The sequence below is a fragment of the Pseudomonas sp. fls2-241-TYG-175 genome (assembly GCF_030209155.1).
Taxonomy (GTDB): domain Bacteria; phylum Pseudomonadota; class Gammaproteobacteria; order Pseudomonadales; family Pseudomonadaceae; genus Aquipseudomonas; species Aquipseudomonas viridiflava.
Map to the genome: position 1 here is coordinate 23,565 of NZ_JARVSO010000015.1, position 19,263 is coordinate 42,827.

Below are 19,263 nucleotides of genomic sequence, written 5' to 3' on the forward strand. Positions count from 1 at the left end.
CGTTATGTTTTTGCGCCACGTAGTTGTATTCAGCCTCATCGCCCTGCTTGCCGGCTGTGCCGGCCTCACGTCCCGCGAATCGGTTCAGGGCAAGGGCGATCCCGCGCAATGGCGCGAACACAAACAGCAACTGAGCAGCCTCGACGGCTGGCAGATCAACGGCAAGGTCGGTATTCGCGCGCCGAAAGACTCCGGCAGCGGCACTCTGTTCTGGCTGCAGCGTCAGGATTACTACGACATCCGTCTCTCCGGTCCGCTGGGACGCGGTGCGGCGCGCCTGACCGGCAGACCCGGCGCAGTCGCGCTCGAGGTGGCCAATCAGGGTCGCTACGAAGCAAAGACCCCTGAAGAACTTCTGCAGGACCAGCTCGGCTGGAGACTCCCGGTTTCTCACCTTGTGTGGTGGGTACGCGGCCTTCCCGCACCGGACAGCAAAAGCCAGGTCACCCTGGACGGCGACAGTCGTCTGGCGACCCTTGATCAGGACGGCTGGCAGGTCGAGTACCTGAGTTACGTCGAACAGAACGGCTACTGGCTGCCCGAGCGCGTGAAACTGCACGGCCAGGACCTCGACGTCACGCTGGTCATCAAGGACTGGCAGCCTCGCAAACTGGGGCAGTGAACATGAACACACCACAACTGGTTCTGCCCGCCCCGGCAAAACTGAACCTGATGCTGCATATTCTGGGACGCCGCCCTGACGGCTATCATGAGTTGCAGACGATCTTTCAGTTTCTCGATCACGGCGACGAACTGGGCTTCGCCATTCGCGAAGACGGCGAGATTTGCCTGCAGACCGATGTGCCGGGCGTTCCACACAACAGCAATCTGATCGTAAAGGCGGCCCGGGCACTTCAGAAACAGTCGGGCTGCAAGCTCGGCATGGATATCTGGCTGGAAAAGCGCCTGCCCATGGGTGGCGGTATCGGTGGCGGCAGCTCTGACGCCGCGACCACCCTGCTGGGTCTTAACCACTTGTGGAATCTTGGCTGGGATGAAGATCGTCTCGCCGCGCTGGGCCTGACGCTCGGTGCCGATGTACCGGTTTTCGTCCGTGGCCACGCGGCGTTTGCAGAAGGCGTCGGAGAAATTCTGACCCCCGTAAACCCCGAAGAACCTTGGTATTTGGTGCTTGTTCCGCAAGTCGCTGTAAGTACAGCAGAAATTTTTTCAGATCCGTTGTTGACACGCGACTCGCCGCCCATTAAAGTGCGCCCCGTTCCCAAGGGAAACAGTCGAAATGACTGTAAAGCGGTTGTAGAGAGGCGTTATCCAGAAGTACGTAACGCTTTGAATTTGTTAGGTAATTTTACCGAAGCAAAATTAACCGGAACTGGAAGTTGTGTGTTTGGGGCCTTCCCAAACAAAGCTGAAGCTGATAAAGTCTCGGCCCTTCTTACAGAGACCCTTACAGGGTTTGTCGCGAAAGGAAGTAACATTTCGATGTTGCATCGCAAGCTTCAAGATCTGTAGCAGGAATTGAGTGCCAGGCACTCGATTGATTCAATACAGGGGCGTCGCCAAGCGGTAAGGCAGCAGGTTTTGATCCTGCCATGCGTTGGTTCGAATCCAGCCGCCCCTGCCATTTTCCATACTCATCCAGGTTACCCTCAGCCTCTAGGTACTGCGCGTGTCCAAGATGATGGTCTTTACGGGGAATGCTAACCCCGATCTCGCTCGGCGTGTAGTACGTCAGCTGCATATCCCACTGGGTGATGTTTCTGTTGGTAAGTTCTCCGACGGCGAAATCAGCACTGAGATTAATGAAAACGTCCGCGGTAAAGACGTCTTCATCATTCAGCCGACCTGCGCTCCGACAAATGACAACCTGATGGAACTCGTCGTGATGGCTGATGCCTTCCGCCGCTCCTCAGCGTCCCGAATCACTGCTGTGATTCCCTACTTTGGTTATGCCCGTCAGGACCGCCGTCCGCGTTCCGCACGTGTGGCTATCAGCGCGAAAGTCGTCGCCGATATGCTGACCGTGGTGGGTATCGATCGTGTTCTCACGGTTGATCTTCATGCTGACCAGATCCAGGGCTTCTTCGATATTCCGGTAGATAACATCTACGGCTCCCCCGTTCTGGTGGATGACATCGAAGACCAGCGCTTTGAAAACCTGATGATCGTTTCCCCGGATATCGGCGGCGTCGTGCGTGCACGAGCAGTGGCCAAATCCCTGGGCGTGGATCTCGGGATCATCGACAAACGCCGTGAGAAAGCCAATCACTCCGAAGTGATGCATATCATCGGTGATGTCGAAGGGCGTACCTGTATTCTGGTCGATGACATGGTCGACACCGCCGGCACCCTGTGCCACGCGGCCAAGGCCCTGAAAGAGCATGGCGCTGCCAAGGTCTTTGCCTACTGCACACATCCTGTGCTGTCGGGTCGGGCGATCGAAAACATTGAAAATTCCGTGCTGGACGAACTGGTGGTGACGAACACCATCCCGTTGTCCGCTGCTGCACAAGCCTGTAGCCGTATCCGCCAACTGGATATTGCCCCGGTAGTCGCCGAAGCGGTTCGCCGCATCAGCAACGAAGAATCGATCAGCGCGATGTTCCGCTAAGGGTTCTCCCTAAGCCTGCATTTCGTCGACGAAAAGCGCCCCGCCCTGGCATTCGGTCAGGGCGGGGCTTTTTTGCCCATATCGCTCTGGCGCTGGTCGCAAACGCCATTGTGAATGTGGTTATTTTGGAGAAACAACATGAACGATTTTACTCTGAATGCTGAACAGCGTTCCGACCTGGGGAAAGGTGCGAGCCGCCGCCTGCGTCGTCTCGCTAGCCTGGTTCCAGCTGTTGTCTACGGTGGCGACAAAGCCCCTGAGTCCATCAGCATGCTGGCCAAGGAAGTTGCAAAACTGCTCGAAAACGAAGCTGCTTTCAGCCACGTTATCGAACTGAACGTTGCTGGTAAGAAGCAAAACGTTCTGATCAAGGCCCTGCAGCGTCACCCGGCCAAAGGCCACGTGATGCACGCTGACTTCGTGCGCGTTATCGCTGGTCAGAAACTGACCGCTATCGTGCCGATCCACTTCATCAACGAAGAAGCTCCGGTCAAGAAAGGCGGCGAGATCTCGCACACTACCACTGAACTGGAAGTGACCTGCCTGCCGAAAGACCTGCCTGAGTTCATCGAAGTTGACTTGGGCGCGCTGGAAATCGGTGACAACGTTCACCTGTCCGAACTGAAAGCCCCTAAAGGCGTTGAGTTCGTCGCTTTGGCACACGGTACCGACCTGGCAATCGCCAACGTCCACGCACCGCGTATCGTCAAAGACGAAGACGAAGGCGAAGCAGAAGAAGGCGCTGCAGAGTAATTTCATTACTGTGCAGAGTCGGAGTTGCTCAGGAAACATCGCGAGCGATAGCAGGCAAAGCGGGCGGAATCGCGGAGTTTACATCATGGTAAATGAGCACTTTTCGTCCACGTTGCCGCTGTCGTCAGCGGCTTGACCACAACTCCAAAGGAAGGGCCCCTGTCGTGACCGCCATACAACTGATCGTTGGCCTGGGAAATCCAGGCGCTGAATACGAACAGACCCGGCATAACGCAGGGGCTCTTTTCGTTGAGCGTATTGCTGCGGCGCAACGAGTCAATCTCGTTCCCGAGCGCAAATTCTTTGGCCTGACCGGACGCTTCTCGCATCAGGGTCAGGATGTTCGTCTGTTGATCCCCACCACGTACATGAACCGCAGCGGCCAGGCCGTGGCGGCACTCGCCGGTTTCTATCGCATTCCGGTCGACTCGATTCTGGTGGCGCACGACGAACTCGATCTGCCTCCGGGCGTTGCCAAACTCAAAGTGGGCGGCGGCCATGGCGGTCATAACGGACTGCGCGACATCATCGCGCAGCTCGGCAATCAGAACACTTTTCATCGCTTGCGGCTTGGCATCGGCCACCCGGGCGATGCCAGCAAGGTGTCGGGCTTTGTTCTGGGTCGAGCGCCGCGCGCCGAACAGGAAAAGCTGGACGCCAGTATCGACTTTGCCCTCGGCGTGCTGCCGGATATCTTCGCCGGTGAATGGAACCGGGCGATGAAAAACCTGCACAGCCAGAAGGCCTGACATCACTCGAGGGGAAACACCATGGGATTCAATTGCGGCATCGTCGGCCTGCCTAACGTCGGCAAGTCCACCCTGTTCAACGCCCTGACCAAATCCGGTATTGCGGCCGAGAACTTCCCCTTCTGCACCATCGAGCCGAACAGCGGCATCGTGCCGATGCCGGATCCACGCCTTGCCGCGCTGGCCGCGATCGTGAACCCGAAGCGCATCCTGCCGACCACCATGGAATTCGTCGACATCGCGGGCCTCGTTGCCGGCGCCTCGAAAGGTGAAGGCCTGGGCAACAAGTTTCTGGCCAACATTCGCGAAACCGACGCCATCGCTCACGTGGTGCGCTGCTTCGAAGACGAGAACGTGATTCACGTCTCCAACAGTGTCGACCCCAAGCGCGATATCGAGATCATCGACCTCGAACTGATCTTCGCTGACCTCGACAGCTGTGAAAAGCAACTGCAGAAAGTCACTCGCAACGCCAAGGGCGGCGACAAGGACGCAGTGGTCCAGAAGGGCCTGCTCGAGCAATTGATCAGCCACTTCACCGAAGGCAAGCCGGCACGCAGCCTGATGAAGTCCATGAGCAATGACGAGAAAGCCGTCATTCGTGGCTTCCACCTGCTGACCACCAAGCCGGTCATGTACATCGCCAACGTCGCGGAAGACGGTTTCGAGAACAACCCGCTGCTGGACGTGGTTCGCGCCATCGCCGAAGAGGAAGGCGCGATGCTGGTGCCGGTCTGCAACAAGATCGAAGCGGAAATCGCCGAGCTGGATGACGGCGAAGAGAAGGACATGTTCCTCGAAGCCCTGGGCCTTGAAGAACCCGGCCTCAACCGCGTGATTCGCGCAGGCTACGAAATGCTCCACCTGCAGACCTACTTCACCGCCGGTGTAGAAGAAGTCCGCGCATGGACCGTCCGCGTCGGTGCCACCGCACCTCAGGCCGCAGGCGTCATCCACACCGATTTCGAAAAAGGCTTCATCCGCGCCGAATGCGTCGCCTACGACGACTTCATCCAGTACAAAGGCGAAGGCGGCGCGAAGGAAGCAGGCAAATGGCGCCTGGAAGGCAAGGACTACATCGTCAAGGACGGCGACGTGCTGCACTTCCGTTTCAACGTGTAACCAAACAGGGTCATTCGAAGACTCTGCTCCCTCATTCGAGTGATTACTGCAAAGCCCCTTAACCGGGGCTTTTGCATTTCTGCTGCCCCTGAATTATTTGATGGGGATCACATATCTTTCTATGTAAAATGCGCACTTTCATGTTGCCATCACTGCGTCTGGGTGAACATTTTTTCAGACTGGCACTCAATGGTTGCGACATAATCCAGATCAACTCCACGGACCGGGCAAAGCCTTGTCTCGAACCAAGGTGAATATTCTCTTGAAGATCTTAGTAACAGGTGGCGCTGGTTTCATTGGCTCGGCAGTTATCCGCCATATCATTTCCAATACAAATGATTCGGTCATCAACGTCGACAAGCTGACCTATGCGGGCAACCTCGAGTCGCTTCAATCGGTTGAAGACAGCGAGCGCTATGCGTTTGCGCACGTGGACATCTGTGACCGTGAAGCGATCGACAAGGTGTTCCAGGAACATCAGCCAGACGCAATCATGCACCTGGCCGCCGAATCTCATGTAGACCGCTCCATCACCGGCCCGTCCGAGTTCATCCAGACCAACATCATCGGCACTTACACGCTGCTTGAAGCGGCACGTGCCTACTGGAACCAGCTGGACGAAGCACGCAAGAGCAACTTCCGTTTCCACCACATTTCGACTGACGAAGTGTATGGCGACCTGGAAGGCCCGGAAGATCTGTTCACCGAAACGACACCGTATCAGCCAAGCTCGCCCTACTCGGCCAGCAAGGCCAGCTCCGACCACCTGGTTCGTGCCTGGAGCAGAACCTATGGTTTGCCTACCCTGGTCACCAACTGCTCGAACAACTACGGCCCGTGCCACTTCCCGGAGAAGCTGATCCCGCTGATCATTCTCAACGCGCTGGAAGGCAAGCCGCTGCCGATCTACGGCAAAGGCGATCAGGTTCGTGACTGGCTGTACGTCGAAGATCACGCTCGCGCACTGTACAAGGTCGTGACCGAGGGCGAGATTGGCGAGACCTACAACATTGGCGGCCACAACGAAAAGCAGAACATCGAAGTCGTCCATACTGTCTGCGCCCTCCTCGACCAACTGCGTCCGGATTCGGCTTACCTGCCACACGCAAGCCTGATCACTTACGTTCAGGATCGTCCTGGCCACGATCTGCGCTACGCTATCGACGCCAGCAAGATCCAGCGTGAGCTGGGCTGGGTTCCGGAAGAGAGCTTCGAGTCCGGCATCCGCAAGACGGTGGAGTGGTACCTCAACAATCCGGAGTGGGTTGCTCACGTGAAAAGCGGCAGCTACCAGCAATGGATCGACAAGAACTACACAGCTCGTGCCGATAAATAAATGAAAATTCTTCTGCTGGGTAAAAACGGCCAAGTGGGCTGGGAGCTGCAACGCTCCCTCGCCGTGCTGGGCGAAGTCATTGCTCTGGACCGTCAGGTGGCCTCGACGGCCTATGGCGAGATTTCCGGTGACCTGTCCAACCTCGACGAGCTGCGCAAGACAATTCGTCAGGTTCAACCCCAGGTGATCGTCAATGCTGCCGCCTACACGGCCGTGGACAAGGCTGAAACCGAGCAGGTACTGGCCCGCACGGTCAATGCGCTGGCCAGCCAGGTCCTGGCAGAAGAAGCCCTCCAGCTGGATGCATTGCTGGTCCACTATTCGACCGACTATGTCTTCAACGGAACCGGCAGCCAGGCGTGGAAAGAGACCAATGCAGTCTCGCCGGTCAATTATTACGGCGCGACCAAGCTCGAAGGCGAACAACTGATCGTTGCATCGGGCTGCAAGCACCTGATCTTCCGCACTAGTTGGGTCTATGCCGCACGAGGCAACAACTTCGCCAAAACGATGTTGCGCCTCGCCAAAGACCGCCCGAGCCTGAACGTTATTGCCGACCAGATCGGCGCCCCTACAGGCGCGGAGCTTCTGGCCGATATAGCCACAGCTGCACTGCAGCAGGCGCTGACACGCCCCGAACTGTGCGGGATTTACCATCTTGCGCCCGCCGGAGAAGTGTCTTGGCACGCCTACGCCCAATTCGTTATCGACTTTGCTCGAGCGAACGGGGAACCGCTGGCTGTGGAAACGATCAATCCAATCGCCACAACCGATTATCCGACACCTGCGCAACGCCCACTGAATTCGCGTCTGAATACAGAAAAGTTGCGTCACAACTTTTCTCTGCATTTGCCGGACTGGCAAAGCGGCGTAACCCGCATGCTCATGGAATCTCTGAATAAATGACAACGACTAATCGTAAAGGCATCATCCTGGCCGGCGGCTCGGGGACTCGTCTACACCCCCTGACACTCGGCGTGTCCAAGCAAATGCTGCCTATCTACGACAAGCCGATGATTTTCTACCCGCTGTCGGTGCTGATGCTGGCCGGCATGCGTGAAATCCTGATCATCTCGACACCTGAAGACCTGCCCTCCTTCCGCAAACTTCTGGGCGACGGCAGCCAGTACGGCATTCAGCTAACTTATGCAGAGCAACCGACTCCGGATGGCCTGGCTCAGGCTTTCATCATCGGTGAAGAGTTCATCGGCAAAGACCCTTGCTGCCTGATTCTGGGCGACAACATTTTCTACGGTCAGCACTTCTCGGAAAACCTGCGCTCAGCCAGTCAGCAAACCAGCGGCGCAACCGTGTTCGGCTATCACGTGTCCGATCCTGAGCGCTTTGGTGTTGTCGAGTTCGACGAAACCGGCCGTGCCCTGAGCATCGAAGAAAAACCGTCGGCACCCAAGTCGAGCTACGCAGTAACCGGTCTGTATTTCTACGACAATCAGGTTGTCGAGATAGCCAAGAACATCAAGCCTTCCGAGCGCGGCGAGCTGGAAATCACTGACGTGAACCGCGCCTACCTCGAACAGAAAAGCCTGACCGTGGAAATCCTGGGTCGCGGCTTTGCCTGGCTGGATACCGGCACCCACGAGTCGCTGCTGGAAGCGAGCCATTTCGTACACACCATCGAACAGCGCCAAGGCTGGAAAGTGGCCTGCCTCGAAGAAATCGCGTACACCAATGGCTGGATCACCCCAGAACAACTCGGCGCGCAAGCGCAGAAGCTGAAGAAAACCGGTTACGGTCAGTACCTGCAAAAACTGCTGGATCTGGGATCGTTCTGATTTCCGGCGCCTCTTTACACTTCATACCGCAAGGCGATGGACAGCATGTCTTCTGTTTTTCCCAGGGTTGCCGTGCTGCTGGCCGCCTACAACGGTATGAAGTGGATCGAGGAGCAACTTGATTCCATTCTGAATCAGATCAATGTCAGCGTTGCCGTCTTCATCAGTGTCGACCCGTCCACGGACGGCACTGAAGCACGCTGCATGTCCTACGCACAGAACCACGCGAACGTCATTCTGCTTCCCGAAGCAGGTCCGTTTGGCGGGGCATCTCGCAACTTTTTCCGCCTGATCAAAGATGTCGATTTCTGCGCATTCGACTATGTGGCGTTTTCTGATCAGGACGATATCTGGCACCCCGACAAGCTCGACCGAGCGACTTCACGCCTGAGCTCAGGGGATCATGACGCCTACTCCAGTAACGTCACGGCCTTCTGGCCCGACGGCAGACGTATGCTGCTCGACAAGGCACAGCCGCAGGTCAAGTGGGATCACGTGTTCGAAGCGGCCGGCCCTGGCTGCACTTACGTACTGAACCGCACGCTTGCTGACGCATTCAAGGCCTCGCTTCTTGAACACTGGGCTGCGGCTCAGGATGTCGGCCTGCATGACTGGTACTGTTACGCGTTCGCCCGCAGTCATGGATTTCGCTGGTTCATAGACCCGACCCCCGGCATGGATTATCGCCAGCACGCGGGCAATCAGGTTGGCGCCAACACTGGCCTTGCAGCGCTCAAGACTCGACTGGGTAAAATCACGAACGGCTGGTGGCCTGCCCAGGTATTGCTTATTGATCGGCTCACCGGTGGCAGTCAGGTGCTGGATCATGGACAGTCACGCTCTACCCGCGCACTGTTTTTTGGTCTCGTGTTCAAAGCCCGCCAATGCCGACGCCGCCCTCGCGACCAGGGTCTTTTCGTCATCGCCTGCCTTGCGGCCGTGATAGCGCGATAATGACGCGCTCATCCTCCTCCGCGACACGAAAGCGCCTAGCCAGCACAAGCCATTGATAAATAAAGTCAATGCCTACGCGAGACGATCCACGACCGCCAGCTAAGCCCTGAACAGAATTGTCGGGAACGAGCAAACACCTAGCGATCCTATGGTTAAATTCCCGCCATCGAATGTTCTCCGAAGGCCGCCTATGTTAATGTGCGCACCTTTGTTTACAGCGTAACGACGCTCAAAGGAGCAGCACGGCACGACCTGCCAAAACCCTTGTCCAAGGGGAGTTCCCTCCGGGGAGCTGTCTGTTTCGATGCGGAGTCGCCTTCGTGCCGACACACGATCCCGGATGAGTTTTTGCAAAATTGTCCTGTACTGAAATCCTTGAGTTGTTCGTCATCGCAACCCTATCGAAAAGACCTAAAACAACGATGCGTGCAATGTGCTCAGCAGTACTGATGACTCCCGCTCTCCACGCCGTGCAGAAGCCTTTCGCCGGAATCGCTCATACGCGCTTTTTTCATCGCGCATGCACTATCTCTTCAAAGCGCTTTTTCCACATGCCCTCACACGTCGGGCAGCAAGCATCCTTTATCAGACGCTTTTCCAAACCAGTGCCGCACGAGTCTGCGCTGGTCAGTTTTTCGGAGATACCCTACGTATGATCGCAACCCGCCTCGCTATTCCTGACGTCATCGTCTTCGAGCCAAAGGTATTTGGTGATGATCGCGGTTTTTTCTATGAAAGCTTCAACCAGAAAGCGTTCGATGAAGCCGTTGGTCATCCCGTTACCTTTGTTCAGGACAATCACTCACGCTCGGCGAAAGGTGTGCTTCGGGGTCTGCATTATCAAATCAGGCAAGCCCAAGGCAAGCTGGTGCGCGTCACTCAGGGCGAAGTGTTCGATGTCGCTGTGGACCTCAGGAAACGCTCGCCGACATTCGGCAAATGGGTAGGCATACATTTGAGCGCTGAAAACAAAAAGCAGTTGTGGATTCCGGAAGGCTTCGCCCATGGCTTCGTGGTGTTATCCGAAAGCGCCGAGTTCCTGTACAAGACCACGGATTACTGGGCGCCAGAGCATGAACGCAGTCTGGCCTGGAACGATTCGAGCGTAGCGATCCAATGGCCCATGAGCGAACAGCCTGCGCTGTCCGCCAAGGATCAGAACGCCGTGCGTTTCGAAGACGCCGAGGTATTCGCTTAATGAATCCCCACATGACGCCATCTGCCGGCCCCTTGAGACTGGTACACAGCCTCTGGACGAACCGCTCGTTGATTTCACAGATGACCCGACGCGAAGTCATCGGTCGCTACCGCGGCTCCGTCATGGGACTGGCCTGGTCATTCTTCAACCCGGTTCTGATGCTGGCGGTATACACCTTCGTCTTTTCCGAGATTTTCAGTGCCCGCTGGGTCGGTGTCGACACTGGCAAGGGTGGTTTTGCCATCCTCTTGTTCGTCGGCATGATCGTGCATGGCCTGTTCGCAGAGTGTGCCAACAGGGCGCCCTCACTGGTGATGAGTAATAGCAACTACGTGAAGAAAGTGGTGTTCCCGCTGGAGATTCTTCCGGTCATTACCCTGGGTTCTGCACTCTTTCACAGCTGCATCAGCCTTGTGGTGCTGGTGATCGCCCAGTTGTTGATCTCCCATACGCTGTACTGGACCGCCCTGCTCTTTCCGCTGATCCTCGTACCTCTGATTCTGGGTACGTTGGGCATCAGTTGGTTTCTGGCCTCATTGGGCGTTTACCTGCGCGACGTCGGCCATGTGATCACCGTACTGACAACTGTTCTTCTGTTCCTGTCTCCAGTTCTCTATCCAATCGCTGCGCTGCCAGAAGTCTATCGACCATGGCTGCAGATGAACCCCCTGACCTACGTCATTGAAGAAAGCCGCAGCGTCTTGCTGTTCGGACATCTTCCTCAATGGGACAGCCTGGGCATCGCGATAGTGATCGGCTCGCTGATGGCGGTCGCAGGGTTCTGGTTCTTCCAAAAGACACGTAAAGGATTCGCTGATGTCATCTGATCAACCGGTTATCAGCGTAAACAACGTCTCCAAGTGTTTTTACACCTACGACAAGCCCCATGAGCGTCTCAAGCAGGCCCTGGTGCCGAGACTGCAGCGTTGGGCAGGCAAACAGGCCACTACTACGTACGGTAAAGAGTTCTGGGCGCTGCGAGACATCAGCTTCCATGTCAACAAAGGCGAGACTGTAGGCATTGTCGGGCGCAACGGATCCGGCAAGTCCACGCTGCTGCAGATCATCTGCGGAACGCTGGCCCCGACCCTCGGTGAAATCCAGACCCGTGGCCGCGTCGCGGCCTTGCTTGAACTGGGCTCGGGCTTCAACCCCGAATTCACTGGCCGTGAAAACGTTTACCTGAACGCAGCCGTGCTGGGCCTGACCCGTGACGAAGTCGATGAGCGATTCGACGCCATTGCAGGCTTTGCCGACATCGGCGAGTTCCTTGATCAGCCCGTCAAAGCCTACTCCAGCGGCATGGCAGTACGCTTGGCGTTCGCGGTACAGGCTCAGGTCGATCCAGAGATACTGGTCGTCGACGAGGCCCTGTCCGTTGGCGATGCGCGCTTCCAGGCCAAGTGCTTCGAGCGCCTGCGACAGCTGAAGGAAAACGGCACCAGTATCCTGCTGGTCACGCACTCCAGCGAACAGGTTGTCACCCACTGCTCACGCGCCATTCTGCTGGAGCAGAGCAGAATCGAGATGATTGGCGAATCACGCCCCGTCATCAACCGCTATACCGACCTCCTGTTCGGACGTGACAAGAGTCCGATCACCGACAAAAGCCTGGACCTGGCCGAAGCCGAGCGTGTCGAGATCGCTCCGGTTGAGACGGATACCATCGCGCTGCGGTTTGACGAGGATGTCTACGCCAGCCGACCTGGCTACAACCCGCACGAGTACCGCTGGGGCGATGGCGCAGCGACGCTGCTTGATTTCCATTTGAGCGCGTCAGGCCGTGAGTTTCCGAACAGCGTAGAGTCCGGTGAGGAAATTGTTTTCAATCTGGCGTTGAGGTTTAACCGCATGATTGTCAACCCGATCATTGGTTTCACCATCAAGACCAAGGAAGGCGTGACCGTATACGGCACCAATTCCTACATGCAGGATTGCGCAGGCGTGAGCAGCATAGGGGGCGTTGGTACTCAGGCAAAGGCATGCCTGAAATTCAAGAGTTCTTTGGCAACCGGCGATTACTTCATATCCGTCGGGATTGCTTCTCGAGAAGGTGAAGAAATCGCCCCTCATGACAGACGCTACGACTCCATACATTTCGTCGTAGAGCCCACCCCCAACCTCCTTGGTTTGATCGACCTGGGTGCGTCCATGGATATCGAACCGGTAACAGTTAATGCTTGATCTTTCCAGATATGGCTATAGCCACGATGTTGATACAGCGGTTTGGGTTCGCTCCGACTATCAAGGCATCGCGTACAGTGATGGCGACAACTCCGAGACTGAGCTGGCGAGAATTGTTCGTGAAGCGAACGACGTGTCAGTGCTTTCCAGCGAGCTTCCTCAATACTGCACCGACTGGCCAAAGCTTTATCACCTGACGTCCAGCCGCGGAAACATCTTTCGTCCGTTTGAGCACCTGCTCAAAGGTAAATCTGTTCTTGAGATAGGCGCAGGCTGTGGCGCGATCAGCCGCTATCTGGGCGAAGCCGGCGCTGAAGTGCTGGCCTTGGAAGGCAGCCCTCGTCGAGCGGCGATCGCCGCAAGCAGAACCCGGGATCTGGACAATGTCACAGTCCTTTCGGAAAGATTCGACGACTTCAAGGTCGATCAGCAGTTCGATGTCATCACCCTGATCGGGGTGCTCGAATACGCGAGCATGTTCAGCGCGGACGCCGATCCGGCGTACGGCATGCTGAATCGAGTCCGCAAGCTTCTCAAACCTGACGGCCATCTGTTCATCGCCATCGAGAACCAGCTAGGACTCAAGTATTTTGCGGGCGCGCCAGAAGACCATCTAGGCATTGCCATGTACGGCATCGAAGGTCGATATGTAGAGCGCCAGCCGAAAACGTTTGGCAGAAAAGAGCTGGAAGCGCTCATTGATCGCGCAGGATTTGCGTCCTCGGACTTTTTGTCTCCCTACCCCGACTACAAGATTCCCAACTCCATGATCACGGAGAGGGGCTTCAAATCCAGGCATTTTGATGCCGCTGCACTGGCCTGCCAGAACACCAGGAAAGATCCGCAATTGCCCGCGGACACTACGTTCAATCTCGAGAGAGCCTGGCCCGTAGTGATCGATAATCATCTGGGCATGGACCTTGCCAACTCCTTTCTGGTAGTCGCTTCATGCCAGAGCGAGCAGGTAGTACCAACCGACATTCTGGCTTACCACTACAGCACCGGCCGCAACGCGGCATACTGCAAGGCCTCTGTTTTCGTAGAGACCCCGGAAGGCATCGAAGTTCAGTACCAGCGACTTGGCCACACCGCTGCCCAAACGGAAGATGCGGACGATACGTTCAACTTTATCCTGCCCGAGTCTCACGGTTACGCCAGAGGCTCGCTGCTGAGTCTGCATTTCCAGCAAGCGGCTACCACACAGAACTGGACAGTTGAAACGTTCACTCCATTCTTGACGCTCTATCTCGACAGCCTGAAAAAGTTGTTGGCGACTGAGGGAAATCCGATAACGCTCGACAGTGTCGATTCACGTCTGCCAGGTCATTATCTGGACGCCGTTGCCCAGAACATTATCCTCGACGATCAAGGCGAGCCTCATCTCATCGATATTGAATGGGAGATGAAAGGCGGCGTCGAGCTTGGGCATCTGTTGATGCGCGGCTTGTTGCTGCTGATAGCAGGTACGGTGCCGTTTCACCCGACTGCCACCATGATCAGCCGACGTGATTTCATTATTCAATTGCTGGGCAGCGCCGGACTTGCCGTCACTGACGAGGAACTGAATCGTTTTGCAGTTCTGGAGGCGATGTTTCAGGAAAAAGTGACGGGACGCGAAGCTGCAAGCTTTTTGAACTGGGTTCCAGAAGCCACTATTCAAAAAAACGGATCCGCGCCCAACGAAAGCCCCAAGATGGCGATGCTTTATCTTGGCGACACCGACGGTGGATTTTCCGAGGACAGGACTCGAAGCCATCGAGTTCATGACGGGTATCAAACAGTTATTTTCAGCGTTCCAGCTTCGTCGCGATGCGCTTCCTTGCGATTTGACCCTGCAAACGTTCGACAGTCGTTCTCGGTCAGCACGATAAAGGTCTATGTCGCCAACGAGGAGGTCTGGACCTGGCATGACGGTATCGACTTACCGTTGACTGCAGCGGGCACCACAGCGTTTTCCAACAATGCCAACGGTACGTTATTCATGGCGCTCAATGACGATCCGCACGTCATGCTGCCTGCCGATCTCAACACGTTTATCAGTCAGAAAGCCTTCAAGATTCAGATCTCGTTCACGCTGCTGACCGAACCTCAGGTTGCTGAAAGGTTGCAGCAGCAGGAAGAGGAACTGAAGCAGGCGCTTGAGACCACGACCGATCAAAACATCAGGGAGCACTCTGCGCTTGAAGCCATCGAGGCAGCGAACCTGGCGGAGCAGGAAAGCCATCGTCTGGCACTTGCCAAAATCGAAGTTGAAAATCTTTCAATACAAGAGTGTCATCGTCTTGAGCGAATGGAATTTGAAGCTTCGAACGCGGCCCTTAGAGCACATCATGAGCGCGAACTGCTGGAACTCATGGCAGAGAAGCAGGCGATCCTGGCGGAGCATAAGCAGGAACGTCTAGCCATTGAAGCAGAGCATCTTGCAGATCAAGAAGATCAACAGCTCCAATTACTGCAGAAAGAAGCAGAACATTTGCAGATTATTGAGCAGCATCGTTTCGCTCTGGCAAAGCTGGAAACCGAAAACCAATTACTGCATGAAAATCATCGACTGACCTTGGCTGGTATTGAGTCAGACACAATGATCCTGAGAAGAAATCAAGGCATTGAACTCAGTGGGCTTGAAGAAAAAATTCTAACGCTGACGGAAAATCATCGGCTTGAGCTAGAGGCTAAAGACACTCATATTCATAATTTGAATACGAGCATACTCTCAATGCAGGCCTCTCACAGTTGGCAGTTGACGGCCCCTCTAAGAAAGGTCACAAAAGCCATCTATAGAACAAAAAACAGCATCACTGCATTACCGAAGATCATACGACGTGGTGGTGGAGTTTACGGGACCGCGAAGAAAGCACTCAAAGTTTGGCGTGTGCGGGGGGTTGCCGGTGTCATAGCTCAAGCCCGATGGGCAAAGGGTGAGGCGATGCAGGGAGCTAATGGGAACCGGAATGATTACTCCCTCTGGGTCAAGACTTACGACACTCTGGACGAAAAGAAAATTTCCCGAATTACCGACGACCTGAACACGTGGGATGACGGTCCGGTTATTTCCATTATCATGCCTGTTTTTAACCCACCGCTCGACTTGCTGCGCGAGGCCGTCGAAAGCGTACGCGCTCAGTTGTACCCCCATTGGGAACTTTGCATAGCTGACGATGCTTCAACCCACCTGAATGTTACCGAATACCTGAGGACCTTGTCGGCCCAGGAAGACCGTATCAAAGTCATTTTTCGTGACCATAATGGTCATATTTCAGCGGCGAGCAACTCCGCCCTGGGGCTGGCATCGGGGCAATTCATAGCCTTGATGGACAATGACGATTTATTGCCGAAGCACGCCCTTTACTGGGTGGCCCGCACGATTCGTGAAAATCCCGAGGCTGGCCTGATCTATTCAGATGAAGACAAGATCGATGTCCGCGGCACGCGCAGCTCTCCTTACTTCAAGCCGGACTGGAACGCATATCTATTCCGTTCGCAAAATATGGTTTGCCACCTGGGTGTATATCGTAGAGATCTGGTCAACGAAGCAGGACAGTTCAGAGTTGGATTTGAAGGCGCACAGGACTACGATTTGGCACTGCGGTGCATAGAAAGGCTGGACCGCAGCCAGATCATTCACATTCCTCATGTGCTTTATCACTGGCGTGCTCATGAAGGCAGTACCGCTTTGGCGGGTAACGAAAAGCCTTACGCTGGGCAGGCTGGCGTTAACGCGCTCAATGAACATCTCCAGCGCAAAGGAGAGATCGGCGTAGCGGAACTGTCGAGGCTTGGCATGTACCGTGTTCGTTACCCATTGCCCGCTTCGCAACCGCTAGTCAGTCTGATCATACCCACTCGTAATGCTCATGCACTTGTCAAACAATGCGTTGATAGCATCAAGCGCCTGACCACCTATGGCAATTACGAAATCGTCCTTATTGATAACGGCTCCGACGACCCAGCGGCACTGGAATACTTCGCGCACTTGGACCAGGAAGAAAACATTCGCGTGGTACGTGATGAAGGCCCCTTCAACTATTCTGCCCTCAACAATGCCGCCGTGCGTAGTGCCAACGGTGAACTGGTAGGACTCATCAATAATGACATCGAAGTCATCACACCCGACTGGTTGAGCGAAATGGTGTCGATAGCGCTGCAGCCCGATGTCGGAGCCGTAGGGGCTCGACTCTGGTACCCCGATGATACCTTGCAGCACGGTGGCGTTATCGCCGGGCTAGGCGGCGTCGCGGGTCACTCCCACAAAGACCTCCCCAAGGGGGCCCCAGGGTATTTCTGCAGAGCAGAACTCATCCAGGAGTTCTCAGCGGTGACAGCAGCGTGCCTGATTATCAGAAAAACAGTCTTTGAACAGGTCGGTGGCTTAGAAGAAGAACACTTGAAAATTGCCTTCAACGACGTGGATTTCTGTCTCAAAGTGAAAGAGGCGGGGTACGTCAACGTATGGACGCCGTTTGCAGAGCTGTATCACCATGAGTCAGCGACTCGAGGGCTGGAAGACACCCCCGAAAAACAGGAGCGATTCGCCAAGGAAATCGAGTATATTAAAACCCGTTGGCCGAAGATTCAGATGGACTATTGCTACAGTCCAAATCTGACTTTGGATTATCAAGATTTTAGTCTGGCCTGGCCTCCAAGGAAGATAAATTGAAAAAGTTTCATGCACAAAAGAACCCAGCACCTGATGCACGCCTGGGTTTGGGAGAAGTCCGTGTTTAATAATACACACGTTGAAAAACCAGACGATCATGTCGTGATCCGTTACCAGTTATTGTTGGCTATTTTCTACTTCCTGATTGTGGCATTTTGGTCTGTAGGCATTACGTTTCATGGTGCGCCGGACGAAGCCACGCACTTCTTTCTTTTAGAATACATGAAAACGTTCCACACCTTGCCGGGGGCGACCGAGCCGAGCCAGCTGTTTGTCGGTCCCATATCCGGGTGGCCGTGGCACCCAGGCGCTTTTTGGTATCATGGATTGCCCTTCCCTCATGTGCTGGGTGCGCTGGTTACTTCCTACAGTTTTGGCTGGCTCCTACCAGACGACTTGGGTTACCTGGCTGTCCGGTCGTTCAACTGGCTGCTGGGCGCAGTATTCATCTGTGCTCTTTTTCGTATTGCGCACCGCTCAGGCATGCAAAAGAAATCGGCAGCTTTCGTTGCGCTGCTGATAGCGCTGATCCCCCAAGTCTCCTTCGTCTTCTCTTATTTCAATAGCGATGCGTACGGACTGACGAGTATTGCATTGGCCTTGAGTGCGCTCTTGGGCTTTTCGAAGGCCCCAAGCAAACTGACCGCCATTTATCTGGGTGCGGCGTTAGGGCTCTTGCTGCTGGCAAAGCTTTACTTCTTACCCGCGTTGGTTTTCGTTGCCATCATGTTTTTTGCCTATCAGCACTTAGGCAATAGAAAACCCACCGATTATTTGGCCACGGTAGCCGTCGTCGCACTGATCGTTGCCGCGCCGATGCTTCTGGTGACGTACTTAAAATTTGGAGAAGTCACCGGCATCTCTGGACAGCTGAAATTTGTAGCCATGCACAAGTCCAACCTTGGGCTGGGTTTTGGAACGTGCTACATCGGATGCGCAGACCACTTTTTCAACACGGACACGCTGTGGCCCTGGTTGAGTCTGGCGACGAAAAGCTATTTCTCGGTCACCGGCTGGATGGACACCTATCTGCCGCCGCCTTATTACATGGGCGCTGCATTACTGTTCATCATCTTCGTGATCGGTGCGGTAGTTCAAACCATTCGCCTCTACACGCCGGATGATAAAAAACAGTTTCTGCTCAACCACCTTCTGCCGCTGGTTATGATATTGGGTCTGTTTCCCTCTATCGTCTTCTTCAGCATACTGGGTTCGCAAAACTCTCTACCGCAGCCGCAAGGGCGTTATCTGTTTGTGACCGTTCCGTTTCTGGCCCTTTTGATAGCCATCGCCACGACGCGCTATGCAAATGTCCAGAACTCGGCTTCGGTGGCCCGCGTAGCAAAGTCAAATCGATTCCACCTGAAATTTCTCTTCATCGTTACGATCTGGATGGTGTGGACGAACATGCTTGCCTGGAGCCTGAATACACTGCACCCGACAAACATACAACGCTCGACTCTCGGGCGCCCGGTGGTCGAAGCCTTACAAGACAGCCCAGCGTTTGGCGCTCTAGGGGGCGTAACGCTCAATGCACAGCAACTGGCAAAGCTCTTGTTTATTAATCAGGGAGAGTTTTTGCTGAAAGCCCCATTGAACACGCCTATTGCAACTGGAAACATCGATATCCTACGTCCGACCAAGGACGGCTGGCTTATCGGTGGCTGGACCTTCATTGAGCAAACTGACGGCTTGCCTCAGTATGTCGTTGCCGTCGAGGCCGGAAAAGTAGTAGGGGCTGTCAAAGTTGATCGTAAACGCCCGGATGTCGCAGCTGCCCTTGCAAACAAGAAAGCCCTCAAAAGTGGCTATGAAGGCTCAATTGTGGCCTCCTCGTCGCCTGAAAAATGTGATCTGAAACTCTACACGTTGACCTCTAATTTCAAAATTTTTGCAATGGCTGATGCTTGCGAGCCTATTAGCCGTTCGTCTCACTGATTATGGA

General features: G+C 55.1%; 15 protein-coding genes and 1 tRNA gene. All 16 read left to right on the forward strand.

Features of this window, described 5'->3' with window-relative positions; genetic code table 11:
- The first annotated feature begins 4 nt into the window (after window positions 1–4).
- The 16 genes from lolB (at window position 5) to QRN20_RS12900 (ending at window position 19,256) form a co-directional block, all read left to right on the forward strand.
- Window positions 5–622 (forward strand): lipoprotein insertase outer membrane protein LolB, encoded by a 618-nt coding sequence (lolB, locus tag QRN20_RS12825; RefSeq protein WP_004879806.1) that lies wholly within the window; start codon window positions 5–7, stop codon window positions 620–622.
- 2 nt (window positions 623–624) lie between these two features.
- Complete coding sequence (ispE, locus tag QRN20_RS12830) at window positions 625–1,473, forward strand: 4-(cytidine 5'-diphospho)-2-C-methyl-D-erythritol kinase (RefSeq protein ID WP_058430986.1); 849 nt, start codon at window positions 625–627, stop codon at window positions 1,471–1,473.
- Window positions 1,474–1,510: 37 nt separating this feature from the next.
- Window positions 1,511–1,585, forward strand: a tRNA-Gln gene (locus QRN20_RS12835).
- Between the two features lie 45 nt (window positions 1,586–1,630).
- A complete protein-coding gene (locus QRN20_RS12840) occupies window positions 1,631–2,572 on the forward strand; it encodes a ribose-phosphate pyrophosphokinase (RefSeq protein WP_002552145.1) in 942 nt (313 codons plus the stop codon).
- A 138-nt stretch (window positions 2,573–2,710) separates the two neighbouring features.
- Entirely contained in the window at window positions 2,711–3,325 is a 615-nt protein-coding gene (locus QRN20_RS12845; protein WP_025993224.1) for a 50S ribosomal protein L25/general stress protein Ctc, read from the forward strand.
- A gap of 164 nt (window positions 3,326–3,489) precedes the next feature.
- Window positions 3,490–4,074: an aminoacyl-tRNA hydrolase gene (pth, locus tag QRN20_RS12850; RefSeq protein ID WP_004879811.1), complete on the forward strand. Its 585-nt coding sequence runs from the start codon at window positions 3,490–3,492 to the stop codon at window positions 4,072–4,074.
- A gap of 21 nt (window positions 4,075–4,095) precedes the next feature.
- Window positions 4,096–5,196 carry a redox-regulated ATPase YchF gene (ychF, locus tag QRN20_RS12855; RefSeq protein ID WP_004879814.1) on the forward strand — a complete coding sequence of 367 codons (1,101 nt, stop codon included), beginning with the start codon at window positions 4,096–4,098 and terminating at the stop codon, window positions 5,194–5,196.
- 262 nt (window positions 5,197–5,458) lie between these two features.
- Window positions 5,459–6,532 (forward strand): dTDP-glucose 4,6-dehydratase, encoded by a 1,074-nt coding sequence (gene rfbB, locus QRN20_RS12860; RefSeq protein WP_043305702.1) that lies wholly within the window; start codon window positions 5,459–5,461, stop codon window positions 6,530–6,532.
- Window positions 6,533–7,438 carry a dTDP-4-dehydrorhamnose reductase gene (gene rfbD, locus QRN20_RS12865; protein WP_058430985.1) on the forward strand — a complete coding sequence of 302 codons (906 nt, stop codon included), beginning with the start codon at window positions 6,533–6,535 and terminating at the stop codon, window positions 7,436–7,438.
- Entirely contained in the window at window positions 7,435–8,325 is an 891-nt protein-coding gene (rfbA, locus tag QRN20_RS12870) for a glucose-1-phosphate thymidylyltransferase RfbA (protein WP_004879820.1), read from the forward strand. Before rfbD ends, rfbA begins: the two co-directional genes overlap by 4 nt.
- Window positions 8,326–8,370: 45 nt before the next feature.
- Window positions 8,371–9,279 carry a glycosyltransferase gene (locus QRN20_RS12875; protein WP_058431013.1) on the forward strand — a complete coding sequence of 303 codons (909 nt, stop codon included), beginning with the start codon at window positions 8,371–8,373 and terminating at the stop codon, window positions 9,277–9,279.
- 652 nt (window positions 9,280–9,931) lie between these two features.
- Window positions 9,932–10,477 carry a dTDP-4-dehydrorhamnose 3,5-epimerase gene (rfbC, locus tag QRN20_RS12880; RefSeq protein ID WP_043305700.1) on the forward strand — a complete coding sequence of 182 codons (546 nt, stop codon included), beginning with the start codon at window positions 9,932–9,934 and terminating at the stop codon, window positions 10,475–10,477.
- Window positions 10,477–11,304: an ABC transporter permease gene (locus QRN20_RS12885; RefSeq protein WP_025993228.1), complete on the forward strand. Its 828-nt coding sequence runs from the start codon at window positions 10,477–10,479 to the stop codon at window positions 11,302–11,304. Before rfbC ends, QRN20_RS12885 begins: the two co-directional genes overlap by 1 nt.
- Window positions 11,294–12,661 carry an ABC transporter ATP-binding protein gene (locus tag QRN20_RS12890; RefSeq protein WP_058430984.1) on the forward strand — a complete coding sequence of 456 codons (1,368 nt, stop codon included), beginning with the start codon at window positions 11,294–11,296 and terminating at the stop codon, window positions 12,659–12,661. Before QRN20_RS12885 ends, QRN20_RS12890 begins: the two co-directional genes overlap by 11 nt.
- Complete coding sequence (locus QRN20_RS12895) at window positions 12,654–17,318, forward strand: glycosyltransferase (protein WP_058430983.1); 4,665 nt, start codon at window positions 12,654–12,656, stop codon at window positions 17,316–17,318. Before QRN20_RS12890 ends, QRN20_RS12895 begins: the two co-directional genes overlap by 8 nt.
- A 9-nt stretch (window positions 17,319–17,327) precedes the next feature.
- The gene (locus QRN20_RS12900) at window positions 17,328–19,256 is read left to right on the forward strand and encodes a glycosyltransferase family 39 protein (protein ID WP_232917815.1); all 1,929 of its coding nucleotides are present in this window, start codon (window positions 17,328–17,330) and stop codon (window positions 19,254–19,256) included.
- The last annotated feature ends 7 nt before the right edge of the window (window positions 19,257–19,263 follow it).